The following is a 17,992-nucleotide window of genomic DNA, read 5'->3' on the forward strand; positions in this document are numbered from 1 at the left end:
GCGCGGTGCGCCGAGGTGCTTGCCGGGACGACATCGAGGGTGGGTCAACCAGCTTTGGAGGAGGTCAAGCCGCCTTGGCGGCGTCGACCTGCGCGCCTTCCGCAATCGTCCGCGGCGCCGCGTTGAGCTGCTCGATCGCGAAGCCCGCGGCCTTCTTGTAGTTGGCCATGAACGCCTCGCGCTCGGCCGGCGGCACCACGTCGTCGATGTTGGTGAACTTGCCGCCGCAGCGCTCGTCGACCAGATTGAGTAACCCGAACGGCCCCGCGCCGCGGTTGCGGAGGATGACCGCCGAAATCGGCCCGCACAGCTTCTCGTCATAGGCCGCCAGCGCCGCCGGCGTGACGCCGTGGGCCAGCAGCATCGTGCCGAGCACGCGGGCGTCGACGATCGCCTGGCTCGCGCCGTTGCTGCCGGTCGGATACATCGCATGCGCGGCGTCGCCCATCAGCGCGACCGGGCCGTCGACCCAGGTCGCGACCGGATCGCGGTCGATCATCGGGTTCTCATAGGCCCCGTCGGCGCCGGCGATCAGCGCGGGCACGTCGAGCCAGTCATAGGTCCACCCCGCGAAATGCTGCGCGAATTCGGCGACCGGCACCTGCCGGAACCAGCCGGTCTGCTTCCAGCCTTCTGTGTTGTCCATCGTCACTTCGGCGATCCAGTTGATCAGCGCGAGCCCCGTCCTGGGATCGGGATGCGAGATCGGATAGACCACGACGCGGTGGCGATGGGTGCCGAGCCCGACGAAGGACGAACCGGTACGCATCGGCTTCGCCCAGGTCACGCCGCGCCACATCACCGCGCCACCCCAATGGATCGGCGGCTGTGTCGGGTGCATCTGTGCGCGCACCGCCGAATGGATGCCGTCGGCGCCGATCAACAGCCGTCCACGCTGCTCCGACCGCGAGCCGTCGGCATGCTCGACGCGCGCCGTCACGGTGCCATCCGCATTCTTCTCATAGCCGGCGACGCGGCTGCCGAGCCGCACCGTCTGGGCGCCCGCGCGCTGCACCAGCCGGCTGTACAGGAGCATATGCAGCTTGCCGCGATGCACGGCATATTGCGGCCAGTTGTAGCCGGCGAGCAGCCCGCGCGGCTCGGAATAGATGTCGTTGCCGTTCAGCCCGACCAGCGCCCATTCCTTCGCGGGCACGCCGACCTCATCGAGATCATCAGGCCCGATGCCGAGGTCGTACAGCTCGCGCACCGCGTTGGGCTGCAAATTGATGCCGACCCCGAGCGGCCGCATCTCGCGCACGCTCTCATAGACGATGCAGGGCACGCCGATCTGCTGCAGGGTGAGCGCCGTCGCAAGGCCGCCGATGCCGCCGCCGGCGATGATCACAGGGAGGTCGGTCATAGGCAGGATCCGTCGCGCGTGAACTCAGGAAACAAGGCTCGAAAAGCGGCCGAGGGATGCCATCGCGCAGCATGCCCGCGCGCGGATCGCCTCCCCTCGATCCAATCGAGGCCAGCGTTGACCGCCAGCCCGAGCCCGAAGGCGTAGTTCAGAAGGGACGTCGAGACAAGGAAAATGGAGTGCGGGGTATGATGGTGTGCGCGAGATCGGCCGGCGTCTGGCTCAGCCGGCCCGTCGCATCGGGGCCCGATCAAAAAAGGGCGACTGATGATTCAGTCGCCCTCCGAGACTTCCACAGCATCCGGTTGTGACCGTCTTCGATCCACCGCCGCCGATCAGAAGTGATAGTTCACGCCGATCGTCGCGGCATGGATGGTGTCCTTGAAGCCGGCGAAGTTGACGCGATTGACCGGACCGGTCAGCAGCAGGCTCTTGGTGCCGAAATCATAGTAGTTGTACTCGATATTCGCCGACCAATGCGCTGCGAAGGCCCATTCGATGCCGCCGCCGGCCGTCCACCCGGTGCGGGTGGTGGTCGCGCTGGGGTCGGTGAACACGCCAGCGACCGGAGCGAAGAACGCATCATCGAGCTTTTCGCGCGTCCATGCCGCGCCGCCCCGGGCGTAGATCAGCCATTTCGCGTTGTAGACGTAGCCCAGGCGTCCCGTGACCGACGCCAGGAAATCATTACGGATGTGGAGCTGAGACGGCACCCGTAATCCGCCCAGCGCCGGGAATCTCACCGTCTCGTTGCGCATGTTATCGAGGCTCGTCCAGGCCGCACGGCCCTCGGCTCCGAGCACCCAGTTCGGCGCAAACTGATAATCGCAGCCGATCTGGCCGCCGACGACGAATCCGGCAGCGCTGTAGTCGAGCGAATTGCCGAGATTGTTGGTCGATTTGTCGTCGTTGACCGCGCCGCCGAGATGTCCGCCGGCGTAGCAGCCGGTCCAGGTGAATGGGGCCGCGGCGACCGGGGCCTTGACGGCCATCGGCAGATCGGCGGCAGAAGCCGCGGCCGCGGACAGAATGATCGCCGCCGCGCTCAACATGGTCTGACGCATTTTACAGGAAGCTCCCAATGTCCCGCCGAGGTTGTAACATCGGGAGGTAGCTCTGTATGTTGTTGCCCAGCAACATTCCGCAAAAATACGGAACTTTGCCGCAGCTACCCGTGCGTCACCTCATGCCGGATCACGAACGGCGCCAGCAAGGTGTGCACCTCGTTCTCGATTGCCTCGCGTTGCTCCGCCGGCACGTTGCGCAACGTCACAGTGGCCAAGCTGCCATGGCTGCCATGGGCGCCGACCTTGACGCTGCAATCGACCCCACGGTCCGTGAGCTGCGACAGCACCTTGGTGAAGACGCGCGTCGCGGCGTCCCAGCGCAATTGCGGCTTGAACACCTTGCCGACGCCGGTCACCGGCATCGGATCGATCGGGATGATCTGCACCGGCACGGCGGCGCGCTCCGGCGTGCGGGCGCGCACCCAGTCCTCCAATTCGCCCGGCTGCACGGATGCGCCCGGCTTGAGCTGGACGTAGCCGATCGGCAGCTCGCCGGCATAGGCGTCGGGCTGGCCGACCACGGCGGCGAAGCCGACCGAGGGATGCTGGAACAGGATCTCCTCGATCGGCGCCGGATCGATGTTGTGGCCCCCGCGGATCACGAGATCCTTGGCGCGGCCGGTGATCCACAGGAAGCCGTCGGCATCGAGCCGGCCGAGATCGCCGGAGTTGACCCAGTGGCCTTCGACGAAGGCGCCCTTGTTGTGGGCGTCGTCGAGATAGCCGGAGAACACGCCGGGCCCGGCCATGATGACGACGCCGATCTCGTCGGTGGCGCAGTCACGCTCGTAGCGGCCGTCGGCGTCGAGCTTGACGATGCGCACCTTGGCGTAGGGCAGGGGCAGGCCGACCGAGCCGAGCCGGATCGGCTGATCCGCATAGGCCATGGTGTGCACGCTCGACGTCTCGGTCATGCCGTAGACCTCGATCACCGGCAGCTTCAGCCGGTCCATGATCGCCTGCCCGACGGCGACCGGAATCGCCGAGCCGCCGCCGGCGGCGTAGCGCAGGCTGGAGATGTCCGCGTTGCCTTGCGGCACCGCGAGAGTCGCGGCGAGCACGGTGGGCACGCTCGACAAGGTCTCCGGCTTGTATTTCTCGACCAGGCCCCAGATGTTGCGCACCGCATTCGGATTGCGCCAGCCGGCGCCGGAGAGCACCACGAGGCTGCCGCCGGCCGAGAGCGTCTGCAGCGCCTGCGTCAGCGAGCCGCCAACGTGAAACAGCGGCATCCCGAACAGCAAGGTGCCGCCGGGCTTCGCCTTCAGGAGCAGGTTGACGCCCCAGGCCTGGTAGACCTGGTTGCCATGGCTGTGCCGCACCAGCTTCGGCGTGCCCGTGGTGCCGCCGGTGTGGAAATAGGCCGCGGTGTCGCTCGCCTTGATCTGCCGGCCGCTGACAAAGTGATCGGCGGGCTGCGGCTTGATCAAATCGTTGAACGCATGGATGCCATTGGCCGGATCGCCGCCGCCGCCATGGACCTGCACGATCGCCTTGAGGTGCTTGAGGCTGCCGCGCACCTTTTCGACCTTCTGCCAGATGTCGGTGCCGGGCAGGGGCCCGAGCGCCACCAGCACCTTGGTCTTGGCGGCATCGAGGATCTCCGCGATCTGGTGCGGCTCGAGCAGCGGATTGACCGGGTTGGCAATCCCCGCGGCCTCCGCGCCGAACAGCGTGATGAAGGCTTCCGGCACCAGCGGCAGCATGAAGCTCACGACGTCATCGGGGCCGACGCCGAGCGCATGAAACATGTTGGCCGCCTGCGTCACCTTCGCGATGAAGTCGCGATAGCTGATCACGACCGGCGTATCGGCCGGATCGGCATTGGGCAGAAACTGGATGGCGGGCGCGTCGAGGTTTGCCGAGGCGCCACACTTCAGCGCCTCATATGTGCTCTCGGCGGCGATGCGCTCGCCGTACGGCGTCTGCTCGAAGGCGCGGATGTCAGCTTGGCTTGCAAATATCGGATAATCGCTGCCGATGGCGCGATCGAGCAGATGCATGCCCGTCATGGCCTGTCCTCCCTGTGTTTGTCCTCGTCCGGCCACGCATGGCCGGAGATCGCGCGCGGGCTCTATGCGGCCCGTTCGTCGCGATCGCGAGAGGACAGGATGCGGGAGGATTCGTCTTGCGTCTATCCCAGCGTGATCGGGGACGTCGGGAGTTTTGTCGCAGCAACGCTGCGCTGCGAGATACAGCGCCCTCTCCCCTTGCGGGAGAGGGCATCTCCGGTTCATCCATGCACTCACTTGGGTGAGGGGTATCTCTCCACGGACGTCGCTCGTGGAGGCATACCCCTCACCCGACCGAGCTGGTCGAACGATCCTACATGCCCTCTCCCGCAAGGGGAGAGGGCGCATTCACGAGCGGCGCGCCTGAAGCTTCCATCGTCAAGCAATGCGGCGATTCTCGCCGACAGGTGAGCGCCCTCAACTCGCCGCGTCGATCAGATTCTCCAGCAGCCGCTTCAGCTCACCGGTGGCCTTGTCGCCGTAGTTCTCCAGGATGTGCGCCTCCTGGCTGGCGGCGAGCGAGTTCAGCCGTTTGCACAGCGCCTTGCCGCGGTCGCTGATGAACATCAGCACCTTGCGGCGGTCATGGGCGTCCTGGCGGCGGTAGACCAGCGAGTCCGACACCATGCGGTCGATCATCTTGGTCAGGGTCGGATGGTTCAGCAGCACGGCCTCGGCGAGGTCGCCCATCGAATGCCCTTCGCCGTCCGACAGCACCTTGAGGATGCGCCACTGCTCGACGGGCACGCCCTCCGTGCTCAGGCGCGATTCCAACTGCCGGTTGATCTCCCGGTTGGCCTGCGCGAGCAGATAGGCGAGATGTTCGGTGAGGGGGGTGTTGGGATGGGGCGATTTGGCCACGATGAACTTCGCTCAGAGGTCCCGAATTGAATGAATGTCCGGCAGTTGCTGCCCGATCTATATGCATTCGAATTCTTGAACATTCAACATTTTCGAATAGGATATTTGCCGAACGCGTGCTGATTTTGACGGCGTATGACCGCCGGCCCACACCGGGCCAACGACGATCGCGGCCAAGGAGTGGGTGTGCTCTCGACAGGATCTGTCATGGCCGGGCGTTGCAACCTGCCGCCCTCCCTGCTGTTCAGGAGCCCGCCCAAGCGGGTCGGCCCGCCGTCGCTGGCCCCCTTCGATCCCGATCGCTTCGCGCGGCGCGGCCGCCACAACAAGCTACGCATCGGCAATTTCATCACCTTTTCCGGCTCGCCGGGAATCTGGGGTCCGGCGGCGACCAACAACGCGCTGCTCGCGGTCTCCGAGATCAACCGCCGCGGCGGCATCCTCGGGCGCGAGATCGAATTATCGTTCTACGATTCCGGCGGTCCGGTCGAGGAGGTGGTCGCACGCGCCCGGGACGCGCTCGATTTCGACGACATCGACGTCGTGATGGGCTCGCATATCAGCGCCGTCCGGCTGGCGCTGCGCCGGCTGACGCGCGGCCGTATCCCTTATGTGTATACGCCCGTCTATGAAGGCGGTGAGCGAACGCCGGGCGTGATGGCGATCGGCGAGACGCCGCACAGCCAGACCCGACCTGCGATCCATTGGCTGGCGGAGAACAAGGGCGCCAAGCGCTGGTACCTGATCGGCAGCGACTATGTCTGGCCGTGGCAGTCGCACCGCTCGACCAAGACCTACATCACCGAGGCCGGCGGCCAGGTCGTCGGCGAGGAATTCGTCCCCGTCGGCGAGGATGATCACGAGGCGCATCTGGCGCGCATCCGCGCCGCCAAGCCCGACGTGGTGCTGATCTCGCTGATCGGCACCGACAGCATCACCTTCAACCGCGCGTTCGGCGAGTCCGGCCTCGCGGCGACGACGCTGCGCCTCGCAGGCGCCGTCGATGAGACCGTGCTGCTCGGCATCGGCGCCGACAACACCGAGAACCTGTATTCCTCCTCGGGCTATTTCAACTGCATCGGCTCCGACGCCAATGACGCCTTCATGAGCCGCTACACCGCGATGTTCGGCACCGAGGCCCCGCCGGTCGGCTCTGTCGGCCAGTCGAACTACGAAGGCCTGCGTTTCCTGAAGGCCGCCGCCGAGCGCGCCGGTTCATTGTCGTTGCACCCGCTCGCCGCCGCCGGCCGCAACATCGTCTATTCCGGCGCCCGCGGCGACATCGCCATCCGCCACGGTCGCGCCGCCATGGCCATGCACCTCGCCGCCGCCGACGGCCTGGACTTCAGGATCATCCGCACGTTTTGAGCGGCGCGACGAAGGCCCCCGCCCGGCATTCCGCTGCCACCCTCCCCTGGAGGGGGAGGGTCGCCTGACGTGGCGCGCAGCGGCACGGCAGGCGGGGTGGGGTGATCTTTCCTCTGGCTCCGGCGCGTGTGGAGAGATCACCCCACCCCGCTCGCCCGCTTCGCGTGCGATCGACCCTCCCCCTCCAGGGGAGGGTGGCACCTACGTTCACGCGGCTGCGGCGTTCTTGGCCGGCGCTTCCGCGACAAGGGCCGGCGCGTCCCCCACCTCCCGGATCATCCGGCTGATCGCGTCCTGCGGCATCGGCTTGCCGAACAGGAATCCCTGCACGCTGGTGCAGCCTTCCTCGCGCAGGAAGGCCAGGTGCTGCTCGGTCTCGACGCCTTCGGCCAGCACGGGAATGTTCAGGCTGCGGCCGAGCAGCAAGGTCGCCTTGACGATCGCCGCCGCATGCACGCTGGTCTCGACCGACTGGATGAAGCTCTTGTCGACCTTGATCTTGTCGAACGGAAACACCTGCAAGGTCGACAGCGACGAATAGCCGGTCCCGAAATCGTCCATCGCAACGGTGACGCCGATCCCTTTCAGCGCCTGCATCACCTGCAGCGCGTGCTGGCGGTCGGCGATGATGCCCGTTTCCGTCAGCTCGATCTCCAGTCGCTCCGGCGCAAGGCCCGTCTCGCGCAGCACCTCGGCGACGCGCTTCGGCAGATCGTGGTTGAGCTGCATCGGCGCGACGTTGACGGCGACCTTGAACGGCTGGCTCCAGGTCGCGGTTGTCGCGCAGGCGGTGCGCAGCACCCAGTCGCCGATGTCGACGATCAGTCCAGTCTGCTCGGCCATCGGGATGAAATCGTTCGGCGGCACGCGGCCTTTAAGCGGATGATTCCAGCGCAACAGCGCCTCGAAGCCGATGATCTCGCCGCTCTGCGTGTCGTTCTGCACCTGGTAGTGCAGCTCGAATTCGTTACGCACCAGCGCGCGCTTCAGGTCGATCGCGAGCTCGGCGCGGCGCCGGCTGGCCTCGTCCATCGACGGCTCATAGGTGCAGATCTTGCCCTGGCCGAGGCTCTTGGCGCGATACATCGCGAGATCCGCGCGGGTCAGCAGTTCGTCCGAGCCGAGGCCGTGCTCGGGATACAGCGCGATGCCGATGCTGCAGCCGACCGAGAGGCTGCGCTCCTCCCAATCGACCGGCGTCAGCACCAAGGTGCGGATGCGCTCGGCGAATTTCGCGGCCTCGGTCCGCGCGAAGATCTCGCTCTTCACCGCGACGAACTCGTCGCCGCCGATCCGCGCCAGGAATTCGCCCGGCTGCAAGGTGGCCGCGATGCGTTGGGCGATCGACGTCAGCACGGCATCGCCGGCGGCATGGCCATGCGCGTCGTTGATGTCCTTGAAGCGGTCGAGGTCGATGGCGAGCACGACGAGATGCGCGGTCTCGTCGCCCCCGGTCAGCAGCGGCGCCAGCCGCTGGCCGAGGCCGTTGCGGTTGGGCAGTCCGGTCAGCGGGTCCTGCAGCGCCAATTGCCTGTAGCCTTCGACCGCCTCCTGCGTCGCCTGCATATCGATGATGTAGGCCGAGGCCGCCATCGCCATGATCAGGCCGATGCCGGTGACGATGCTGATCAGCATGACGCTGTCGGACAGCGCCTGGACCGGCGCGTCGGCTCCGGCCATCGGTGCCAACGTCAGCGCCGCCATGCCGGTGAAATGCAGGCTGAGGATCGCGAGCACCATCGCAGCCGAGCCGCCATACTTGCAGAACCGCGTCACCGGGCGCGCGATCCGGTTGGCGGCGAGCGCGCCAAACCCCATCGCCAGCACCAGCGAAAGCCAAATCGCCGGTGCATGCCAGGTCCGGATGCCCTCGAGATTGAGCGCGCTCATGCCCGTGTAGTGCATCGCGGCGATGCCGAAGCCGAACACCGCGCCGCCGATCTCGATCAGCGGGCCGCGTTGCGTGCGCGTCGTGATGAAGAAGCCGAGCCACGAGAACGCGACGGCGAGGCCGAGCGAGGCGAAGGTCAGGCCGGCTTCGAAGGAGCGGCTGCCGGGTGCGTCATAGCCGAGGATCGCCGCGAAATGCGTGGTCCACACCGTGCCGCCGGCGACCAGCCCGGCGAGGAACAGCAGGTGAAACCTGCGCAGCCCGGTGTTGCGGCGGACGCGCGCAAGCAGGCGCATCGAGAGAATGGAGCCGAGCACGCAGACCAGCAGCGCGGCGGCGACGTAGCGGAGATCGTGATCGGCAGGCAGGCAGGACAGGATGGTTAACATCGGCAATGAACCCTTACGCAGGCCAGCTACGCACCGCCGCGCGCTTCGTTTTGGCGCCCGGGATTCGCGGTTAGCAAAGCGTCAATGCGGGCAGGAAATCTCGGCCCCTCACTTACTCATGCACGAGGTCTGGAAGCCGACGATTAAGGCGCTCGCTCGGCCAGCAGAGTTCCTCCGCGGAACCCCGGATATCGTGAGCAAACGTCCAACGCGTCGTATCACTCTGTGACGAGCTGGAACCGGCGAGCTACTTGCTCGCGACATTGCCCGGCAGGGCATACGCCCGCACGTAGTCGCCGAGCTTGGTGCCGAACGAGCCATGGCCGCCATCGACAGTGACGACGTACTGCCGGCCGCCGGCCTCATACGTCATCGGCGTCGACTGGCCGCCGGCCGGCAGCCGGTCCTGCCACAGCAGCCGGCCGTCCTTGACGTCGAAGGCGCGGATGTAGTCGTCCATCGTGCCGGTGAGGAAGGCCACGCCGCCGGCCGTCACCATCGGGCCGCCGAGCATGGGAACGCCCAGCTTGAACGGCAGCGGCACCGGTGCCTGGTCGCGGATGGTGCCGACGCGGTGCTGCCAGACGATCTGGTGGGTCTTGAGATCGATCGCCGCGAGGCTGCCCCAGGGCGGCGCCATGCAGGGGATGCCGAGCGGCGACAGGAAGATGCCGAGGTCGACGCCATAGGGCGTCCCGTACATCGGCTGCACGCCGAGCTCGGTGCCCGGCGGATGCGCGGAATTCGGCGCGGCCGGATTGTCCTTGCCGCGCGGCACCAGCCGCGACACGAACGGGATCGACTGCGGATTGGCGATCGCGATCTTTCGGACCGGATCGATGGCGATCCCGCCCCATTCGAACATGCCGAAATCACCGGGATAGACCAGCGTGCCCTGCTCGGACGGCGGCGTGAACGGTCCCTCATAGCGCAGCCGCTTGAACTTGATGCGGCACGCCAGCTGATCGAACATCGTCGCGCCCCACATCTGCGCGCCCGACAACTCCTTGCGCGGACGGAAGCTGAGCTCCGAGAACGGCTGGGTCGGTGACAGACGGTCGCCGGGCGCCGCGCCCTGCGGCACCGGCTTCTCCGGCGCCGGGACTAACAAGTGGCCGTCGCGGCGATCCAGCACGAAGATGTTGCCGGTCTTGGCCGGCACGTAGATCGCGGGCACCACGCCGTCCTGGCCGGGCATGTCGACCAGGCTCGGCTGCGACGGCATGTCCATGTCCCAGAGATCGTGATGCACGTTCTGGAACGACCAGCGCAGTTTTCCCGTGGCGATGTCGAGCGCGACCAGCGCGGAATCATAGCGCTCGTTGTCGGCCGAGCGGTTGCCGCCCCAGATGTCCGGCGAGCTCGAGCCGAGCGGGATGTAGACGAGGCCGAGCGCCTCGTCGGCCGCGCCGACGCTCCAGCCGTTCGGCGAGCCCGGCGTGAAATGATGCGTCTCCGACGGCATCTCGTTGGGATCGGGATTGCCCGGATCGAACGCCCAAAGCAGCTTGCCACTGTAGACGTCGAAGCCGCGGATCGCGCCCGACGGCACCTTGTTGGAGTAGTTGTCGATCACGGCGCCGGCCATGATCACCACCTTGTCGGTGACGACGGGCGGCGAGGTGCCCTCGTAGAAGCCGAGCGTCTTGATCTCGTTGCCGGCCTTGAGGTCGATCTGGCCGTGATCGCCAAAACCGTCGCACGGCTTGCCGCTGTCGGCATCGAGCGCGAACAGCCTTCCGTCATTGGTCGGCAGGAAGATGCGCTTGGTGCATTCGCCGGGCGCTGCCGCGCCTGACACATCGACCGCGCCCGGCTTGGTCTCGTGATAGGCGACGCCGCGACAGGTCATGTGCTGGAAATTCTTGTGGTGCTCGATCTTCGGATCGAACGTCCAGCGCTGCTTGCCGGTGGCGGCATCCAGCGCGAACACGATCTGATGCGGCGAGCAGGTGTAGAGCAGGTCGCCGATCTTCAGCGGCGTGACCTCGTTGGTGAACTCGTCGGGATCGTCGGGCCCCTTGCGATCGCCGGTCCGGAATTCCCAGGCGAGCTGCAGGTTCTTCACATTGTCGGGCGTGATCTGTTTCAGGCTGGAGAAGCGCGTGCCGAAATTGCTGGCGCCATAGGCGGTCCAGTCAGCTTGCGCTTCTGCCGGCGCGGTATCGGTGCCCGCGGTCGCAGCCGCAGCTTGCGGCAGCGCGCCGTTGACGCCGAAACGGTCGCCGCGCAGCGACGCGCCGAGCACGACGATGGCGACCGCGAGCACGGCGACGAGGCCCCAGCGCGCCGAGCGCATGTCGCCCAGGAGATGAGCGGTGATGAACGGCAACAGCAGCCAGATGCCGAGCGGCGCCAGCACGTCGCCGCGCGGCGCCAGCGACCAGAAGTCGAGGCCCACTTCCCAGATCGCCCAGATCATCGTGCCCAAGAGCAGCGCCGCATAGAGCCACAACGCCGCCGCGCGCCGCTGCCACAATAGCCATGCCGTGCCGAGCAGCGCGCCGCCGGCGATGACGTAGTAGAGCGAGCCGCCGATCACGGCGAGCCAGAGGCCGCCGGCGAGCAACGCCAGCCCCATCAGTGCGACAACGATGGCAGTGAAGGTCAGCAGCGGCGCGCGCTGCAGCTCGCGGGCGGCGGCCATGCGCGGCTCCAGGCTGATGAGAACGAAGCGCGGCAGGACGCCGCAGCCGCGTCATGAACGGCGATGCCCGGCGTAAGTTCCTTGTCCCTGCCCAACGAGCCGAACGCAGCCCGGAACGCTCCCTGCGGTGCTCCGTTGCCGCGTGGCCTCCCTCCGCAGCCGCCTCCCGTCACACGCGCTTTTGTGAACCCCCCGGGCCGGAACGGGTTGCCGCTTCATGACGGAATTAATACGATCAGATGTCAGTCACATGAAAATTGGAGTGCCGGATGCGTGCGCAGTCGCGAGCCCTGTCGAACCCCGTCGCCCTGTGGTGGGCGATGCTGACCCTCGTCAGCCTCGCCAATATCGCGTTCTGGTTCATCCTGTACCGCCAGCTCCATGGCGGCAGCGTCGCGGTCAGCCAGTCGCCGGAGACCGGCCAGATGCTGGCGCTGTCGGCGGCCTATGTGTTCGGCTGCGCCTTCCGCTCGGTGCTGCCGCGCGCCGACGTGCAGCGCATCTGCCTGGTGGATAGCTGGCTGTCGAGCGTGTTCGTCGGCCGCTCGGTCGCGACCATCGCCGAGATCGCCTTTGCCGCGCAATGGGCGATCATCCTGGCGCAGCTCGGCGCGATCGCCGACGCCGAGACCGCCGTCAACATGGCGCGCCTGATCGTGCCGATCATCGTCGTCGCCGAGATCTGCTCCTGGTACGCGGTCGTCACCAAGAACTTCCTCTACAATGCGATCGAGAACTCGCTGTGGGCGGTGGCTTTCCTGCTGGTCGGCATCGGCCTCGGCCGGTTGCTGCCGGAGTTCGACGGCCTGGTACGCGGGCTCCTGGTCGCCGGCCTGATCGGCATCGCCTGCTATCTCGCCTTCCTCGTCGTCGTCGACGTGCCGATGTATGTGAAGCGCTGGCGCATCGAGCGCGCTGCCGGCGTGCCGCTGCTGCATCCGCTGGTGGGCCTGCGCGATTCCGCCACGCAGTGGACCGTCACCCATGACATCGAGCATTGGCGCGAAGAGATCGCCTGGATGTCGCTGTATTTCAGCGCCGCGGTCTGGGGCTCGCTGGCGCTGTGCGCGCTGTCGGCCATGAACGTGCCCGCGCCGCAGGCGCGCGCGGAGGTGGCGGCGCCGGCCGCGATCGTGCAGCCGGCGCAGACGCGCTGAGCCGCACGCGACATCGCTAAGATCACAAAAAACCCGCGGTGCTTGCACCGCGGGTTGTTTCTTGTGTCCGGCCTCAGCCATGCAGCGTGAAGTGATGCGCGTCGTCGATATGGGCGACGTGGCTGAAATCGTGGTGCGGGGCGTCGTGCGCGCCGGTGGCGTGGCTGAAATCGTGCGGCGGCACGATGCCGGTGTTGCCCGCCTGATGATCGTGGCCATGGTCGCCGAAGCCATGATTGCCGAGCCCGTCGGCGATGATCGGGTGGTGCGACGAGCCGTCGCCGTGCAGCGGCAGATGGAATACGCCGGTGTTGGCGCCGCCGCTATGGCCATGGCCGTTGTCGCCGGCCTGGTGGATCGCCTGCGCGATCTGGTCCCAGAACCCGCCACCATGGCCGCCAGTGTGGCCGCCGTCATGGCCGCCGCCGAGCACGTCGCCGGCGAGCTTGAACAGGTCGTTGAGCGCGGCATGAGCATTGCCGTGGCTGAGATCGCTGGCCAACGCGCCGAGATCGTGGCCGATCGCATTGGCCTGGTGCCCGACCGCATGGGTCAGGTCGCTGGCGGCCTCCGTCAAACCCGACACGCCCGCGCCGACGGCGTGGCTGATGCCGCCGGTGATCCCGGAGCTGACGGTCTCAGCGGCGTGCGCGACGTCGGAGATGACGTGGCCGAGCGGTCCGCCCACCAAGTGACCGGCGTTCGACACCGCATCCGCGGCCACGCCGATCGCACCATGACCGAGCGTCGTGCCGAGCTCGAGGCCGCCCTTGACCACGTCGCCCGCCAGATGGATGCCGTCGGCGCCGACATGCGCCGCGGTGTCGACGATCGTGCCGGCCATGCCGAGCGCGCCGTGACCGATCGCCCCGGCCGCTTCCAGCCCGGCATGGCCGAGACCGACGGCGCCATGGACGGCGTCACCCACCGTTGCGATCACGCCATGCGCCAGGTCACCGCCGACCTTGACGCCGCCATTGACGATGTCGCTGCCGATATGACCGATGTCGTGGGCGACGCCACCGAGATCGCCATGAACGAGATGGTTGAGGCCGGAGGCGACGTCGCCGACCACATGAGCGCCGGTGTTGGCGATGTCGCTGGCAACATGACCGGCGGTCGACACGACGTCCTGAACCCCGTGAATGATGCTGCCGCCGACCGCCGCGCCGGCATGCTCGACCGCATGCACCACGCCGCCGACGGTGTGAATGGCCTCGCTGCCGAGATGGCCGATGCCGTGGGCGACGTCATGCACGACATGTCCGACGTCGCCGGCGACGTGACCCACCGTGTGGACCACGCTCGACGCGGCGTCGCCCACGGTGTGCGTGACCTTGCCGATGGTATGGATGACCGAGCCGCCGAGATGGCCGACCTCATGCGCGACGCCGCTCGCCGCATGCTCCACCGTATGCACCACGCTGGAGGCGGCATGACCGACCGCATGGCCGACGTCCGATGCCACATGCGCCACGCCCTTCACTGCTGACCCCAGAGCGTGTCCGATGTCGCCAAATATGCTCATTGTTGTTCTCCCTCGGTTGGCGTCACCTCACCGCGGGTGACGGCCGAGTTGTCGCAGACCCCGAGCGATCGCTCCGTGAGCCGGGTCACGGAGTGGTCGGGCGGAAGAATCGATGGAGGCGAGGCCGGTCGGGATCGCGCATCAAGCGGCGAGAGCCCTGGCTTGCTCGAGCTGTCCTCGTGAGGAGGGCAACCTCTCCAGGCTCCCTCCCCCCTTGTAGGGGAGGCTTGTGGAAGGGGGTAGCCCAGGGGACGGTGGGTGTGGTTACCCTTCGTTCCTACACCTCGGAAGGGGCGAGGATCGGGGCTCAGCCGCCTTCTCCACACGCGCAGCAATGACACGCGTGCCTTCGAGTTCGCGCACGATCCGCTCGTCGGCGTCGAGCTCGCCGACATCGAAGTCCTGGTCCGGCCCGACAAGGATCACCCGGCGGCCGATGACGACGATGACGGTCACGTCGTTCGCTTCACCAGCGCGTGCCCATTCTCGGATCTGCGCCTCGTAGGGTGCCCGGCGCCATGCGTCCGCGAAGCTCGGATCGCAGCGGACTTCGATGCCGTCGTCCGACGTCGTCAGGACGATCTTCGCCCTGCTCGGCTTCCATCGCTCGTCGAGCCGGTCGTTCAGCAGCCAGAGGCAGCTGAAGTCGACGCATTCAGCCGGGCGGCTTTGATAGATCGTGCAGCCCTGTCGTGGCGCGCAATGCGGACACCATGCCTGCGCCGGCTTGGCAAGCTGCTCGATCTCCATGATTTTGCAGCACAGCGTGCAATCACCGCACTGTCTCGTTCTGTTGTTCGAGATCGTCATCCCGTCATTGCCACGTCGATGCTTTCCGCGTTCAAGAGTCCGTCCGTCGAGCAACTCGGTTGGGTGGTCTTGGAAGGCTGTAGGCATCTTACCCCAAACTAAGTGCTCACGCTCGATCCGGCTTCGTCCTCGTCAGGAGGGCAAGCTCTCGAGGCTCCCTCCCCCCTTGTGGGGGAGGGTTGGGGAGGGGGGTAACCCAGGGGTCGGTGGGTGTGGCCACCCCCCTCCCTAGGTCTCCCCCACAAGGGGGGAACGACCGCGCGCGAGGAGAGAGCACGGCGAAGCGCCAACTACGAATCGTCAACTAATACGCCTGCTTCGCGTCCGCCTCTTCGCTCGTCTGGATCAGATCCAGGCTCGCCTCGATCTTGCCGATCAGCCGGTCGAACACATTGCGCTCCTCCGCCGACAGGCACGCCATGATCTCGCGCTCGCGCTGCTGCAGCCGCGGGATCAGCTCCTCATACAGCGTCTTGCCCTTGCGCGTCAGCCGCAGCCGGAATTCGCGGCGGTCGTCGGCATTCTCGACGCGCTCGATCAGCCGCCGCTCCAGAAGCGACGTCACGGCGCGGCTGATCGTGGATTTATGCGTCCGCGTACAGGCCGCGACATATTGCGCGCTGCAGGCGTCGCGGCGGAAGCCGAGCGTGGCCAGCACGCGCCATTCCGGGATGTCCAGCCCGTAGCGCTCGCGATATTCGCTGGCGAGCGCCGCGCTCACCTCCGCCGCCAGACGATTGAGCCGGAACGGCGCGAATTTGAACAGGTCGAGCCGCTGCCGCTCCGCCTCCTGCGGCACTGCGGCATGCCGCCCGTCCGTGGCCGATTTCGCCGGACGCCGGGTGTCCGCAGGTGATGGGTTCGTCACGCTGGCACTCCGATTTTTTGAGTTGACGCCGCCGAGGCCGTCCGGTGTAGAATAGTTGCAGATGAGACTATCTGGCAAGATGGCCGGTCAGCCTCATCCGAGGAAATGTCAAAAGATCGAACGATCAACCCAAGCGACGCAACGAGCAGGGCAGACGCGCCATGGTGCAAGCCAATCCGGGGCAGGGCACAAGTCAGGCAAAAGTTCAATTCGGCTATCATCGCCACCGCGATCAGGATCAGGCCGCTCCGGCTGAGCATCCGGTCGTCGTGGTCGGTGCCGGCCCGGTCGGCCTGTCATTCGCGATCGATCTCGCGCAGCGCGGCCATGCCGTCGTCGTGCTCGATGACGCCGACCGCATCGGCGAGGGCTCGCGCGCGATCTGCTTTTCCAAGCGCTCGCTGGATTATTGGGACCGGCTCGGCGTCGGCGACCGCATGGTCGACAAGGGCGTGGTGTGGAATGTCGGCCGCATCTTCCACGGCCCGTCGGAGCTCTATCAGTTCAACCTGCTGCCGGAGCCCGGGCACAAGCGCCCGGCCTTCATCAACCTGCAGCAGTTCTATGCCGAGGCCTATCTGGTTGACCGCGTCAACGAGTTGCCTGCGGTCTCGCTGCGCTGGCGCAACAAGGTCACGGCGCTGGAGCAGCGCAACGATCACGCGGTGCTGACGATCGAGACGCCGGATGGTCCGTATCGGCTGGCGGCGCAATACGTCATCGCCTGCGACGGCGCGCGCTCGTCGCTCCGGCAAATGGTCGGCGCCGGCTTCTCCGGGAAGGTGTTCGAGGATCAGTTCCTGATCGCCGACGTCAAGATGACCGCCGCGTTTCCGACCGAGCGCTGGTTCTGGTTCGATCCGCCGTTCCATGCGGGACGCTCGGCGCTGCTGCATCGCCAGCCCGACGACGTCTGGCGCATCGATCTGCAGCTCAGCCGCTTTGCTGATCCGGCCGTCGAGAAGCAGCCGGAGACCGTGCGGCCGCGCATCGCCCGCATGCTCGGCCACGACCAGTTCGAATTCGAATGGATCTCGCTGTACAAATTCCAGTGTCGGCGCATGGACCGTTTCATCCATGGCCGCGTGATCTTCGCCGGCGATTCCGCGCATCAAGTGTCGCCGTTCGGCGCGCGTGGCGCCAACTCCGGGTTGGAGGACGCCGAGAACCTCGCCTGGAAGCTCGATCGCGTGCTGCGCGGCACGTCGCCTGCGCGGCTGCTGGAGACCTATCACCTCGAGCGCAGCGCGGCGGCCGACGAGAACATCCGCGAGTCGACTCGGGCAACCGATTTCATGGCGCCGAACTCGCACCAGGAGGCGCGGCTGCGCAAGATTGTGCTGTCGCTCGCCAAGGAGACCGAGTTCGGCAAGCGCATGGTCAATGGCGGCCGGCTCTCGGTGCCGTCGGTCTACGAAACGCCCCTGTCGAGCGTGGATGCCGAGCCCTGGACGGACGGTCCTTGTCCCGGAACCTCGCTGCTCGATGCGCCGCTGACCGCGGCGGACGGACGGCAGCTTCATCTCACCGATGCGTTCAATGCCCAGGGCCGGCGCTTCACCATGCTGTCCTTCGCCAATGGCGAGGCTACCGACGCGCCCGACGATGTCGGCGTCATCCGGATCGGCGGCGACGGCTTTGCAGACACCGAGGGCTTCGCAGGGAGGCGTTACGGCGCCGAGCCTGGCACATCCTATCTGCTGCGCCCGGACGGCTACGTCGCGGCGCGCTTCCGGCATGCATCGCGAGCCGACATCGCGGCCGCCGTGGCGCGCGCCTCCGGCCTGAGCTAAGGAGGTGATGATGGCCCTCTCCACCGCGTCCAACTTCGCCAAGCCCGATGACGCCTTCCGCGCCATCGTCGAGGCGCATCGCGGACTCTCCGATCTCGAAAGCGCCGATCTCGATGCGGCGCTGGTCCTGATCCTCGCCAATCACATCGGCGACATCACCGTGTTGCGCGAGGCGATCACGCTCGCCAAGCGGCGCATGATCGACGCGAGCCAGCAACAGCAACAACAGCAGCAATAG

13 protein-coding genes are annotated in these 17,992 nt (G+C 66.8%); 4 read left to right on the top strand and 9 right to left on the bottom strand.

Annotated features, from left to right (window positions below):
* Positions 1-64 precede the first annotated feature (64 nt).
* The 4 genes from ACVILH_RS09135 to ACVILH_RS09150 all read right to left on the bottom strand — a co-directional run bounded on the left by ACVILH_RS09135 (position 65) and on the right by ACVILH_RS09150 (position 5,303).
* Positions 65-1,363, bottom strand: a complete 1,299-nt coding sequence (locus ACVILH_RS09135; RefSeq protein WP_456712597.1) for a flavin-dependent oxidoreductase — start codon at positions 1,361-1,363, stop codon at positions 65-67.
* A 335-nt stretch (positions 1,364-1,698) separates the two neighbouring features.
* The gene (locus ACVILH_RS09140) at positions 1,699-2,427 is read right to left on the bottom strand and encodes an outer membrane protein (protein ID WP_456712598.1); all 729 of its coding nucleotides are present in this window, start codon (positions 2,425-2,427) and stop codon (positions 1,699-1,701) included.
* A 104-nt stretch (positions 2,428-2,531) separates the two neighbouring features.
* Positions 2,532-4,442: an acyl-CoA synthetase gene (locus ACVILH_RS09145; RefSeq protein ID WP_456712599.1), complete on the bottom strand. Its 1,911-nt coding sequence runs from the start codon at positions 4,440-4,442 to the stop codon at positions 2,532-2,534.
* 417 nt (positions 4,443-4,859) lie between these two features.
* Positions 4,860-5,303 (bottom strand): MarR family winged helix-turn-helix transcriptional regulator, encoded by a 444-nt coding sequence (locus tag ACVILH_RS09150; protein ID WP_456712600.1) that lies wholly within the window; start codon positions 5,301-5,303, stop codon positions 4,860-4,862.
* A 186-nt stretch (positions 5,304-5,489) separates the two neighbouring features.
* Between ACVILH_RS09150 and ACVILH_RS09155 the strand changes: the two genes are divergently transcribed.
* Positions 5,490-6,671 carry a substrate-binding domain-containing protein gene (locus ACVILH_RS09155; protein WP_456712601.1) on the top strand — a complete coding sequence of 394 codons (1,182 nt, stop codon included), beginning with the start codon at positions 5,490-5,492 and terminating at the stop codon, positions 6,669-6,671.
* Positions 6,672-6,878: 207 nt separating this feature from the next.
* On the opposite strand, the gene ACVILH_RS09160 is transcribed toward ACVILH_RS09155, so the two are convergent.
* Entirely contained in the window at positions 6,879-8,951 is a 2,073-nt protein-coding gene (locus ACVILH_RS09160) for a putative bifunctional diguanylate cyclase/phosphodiesterase (protein ID WP_456712602.1), read from the bottom strand.
* Positions 8,952-9,198: 247 nt separating this feature from the next.
* Positions 9,199-11,598 (bottom strand): membrane-bound PQQ-dependent dehydrogenase, glucose/quinate/shikimate family, encoded by a 2,400-nt coding sequence (locus ACVILH_RS09165; protein WP_456712603.1) that lies wholly within the window; start codon positions 11,596-11,598, stop codon positions 9,199-9,201.
* Between the two features lie 269 nt (positions 11,599-11,867).
* On the opposite strand from ACVILH_RS09165, the gene ACVILH_RS09170 reads away from it, so the two are divergent.
* Entirely contained in the window at positions 11,868-12,755 is an 888-nt protein-coding gene (locus ACVILH_RS09170) for a hypothetical protein (protein ID WP_456712604.1), read from the top strand.
* Between the two features lie 73 nt (positions 12,756-12,828).
* Here the strand turns inward: ACVILH_RS09170 and ACVILH_RS09175 are convergent, their stop codons facing one another.
* The 3 genes from ACVILH_RS09175 to ACVILH_RS09185 form a co-directional block, all read right to left on the bottom strand.
* A complete protein-coding gene (locus tag ACVILH_RS09175; RefSeq protein WP_456712605.1) occupies positions 12,829-14,283 on the bottom strand; it encodes a hypothetical protein in 1,455 nt (484 codons plus the stop codon).
* A gap of 264 nt (positions 14,284-14,547) precedes the next feature.
* Positions 14,548-15,033 carry a hypothetical protein gene (locus ACVILH_RS09180; protein ID WP_456712606.1) on the bottom strand — a complete coding sequence of 162 codons (486 nt, stop codon included), beginning with the start codon at positions 15,031-15,033 and terminating at the stop codon, positions 14,548-14,550.
* Positions 15,034-15,397: 364 nt separating this feature from the next.
* Complete coding sequence (locus tag ACVILH_RS09185) at positions 15,398-15,892, bottom strand: MarR family winged helix-turn-helix transcriptional regulator (RefSeq protein WP_456716914.1); 495 nt, start codon at positions 15,890-15,892, stop codon at positions 15,398-15,400.
* A 230-nt stretch (positions 15,893-16,122) separates the two neighbouring features.
* Here ACVILH_RS09185 and ACVILH_RS09190 point away from each other — a divergent pair, with 230 nt between their 5' ends.
* A complete protein-coding gene (locus ACVILH_RS09190) occupies positions 16,123-17,754 on the top strand; it encodes an FAD-dependent oxidoreductase (protein WP_456712607.1) in 1,632 nt (543 codons plus the stop codon).
* 10 nt (positions 17,755-17,764) lie between these two features.
* Positions 17,765-17,992 (top strand): DUF2783 domain-containing protein, encoded by a 228-nt coding sequence (locus ACVILH_RS09195; protein ID WP_456712608.1) that lies wholly within the window; start codon positions 17,765-17,767, stop codon positions 17,990-17,992.

This window comes from Bradyrhizobium sp. USDA 4353 (assembly GCF_054063215.1).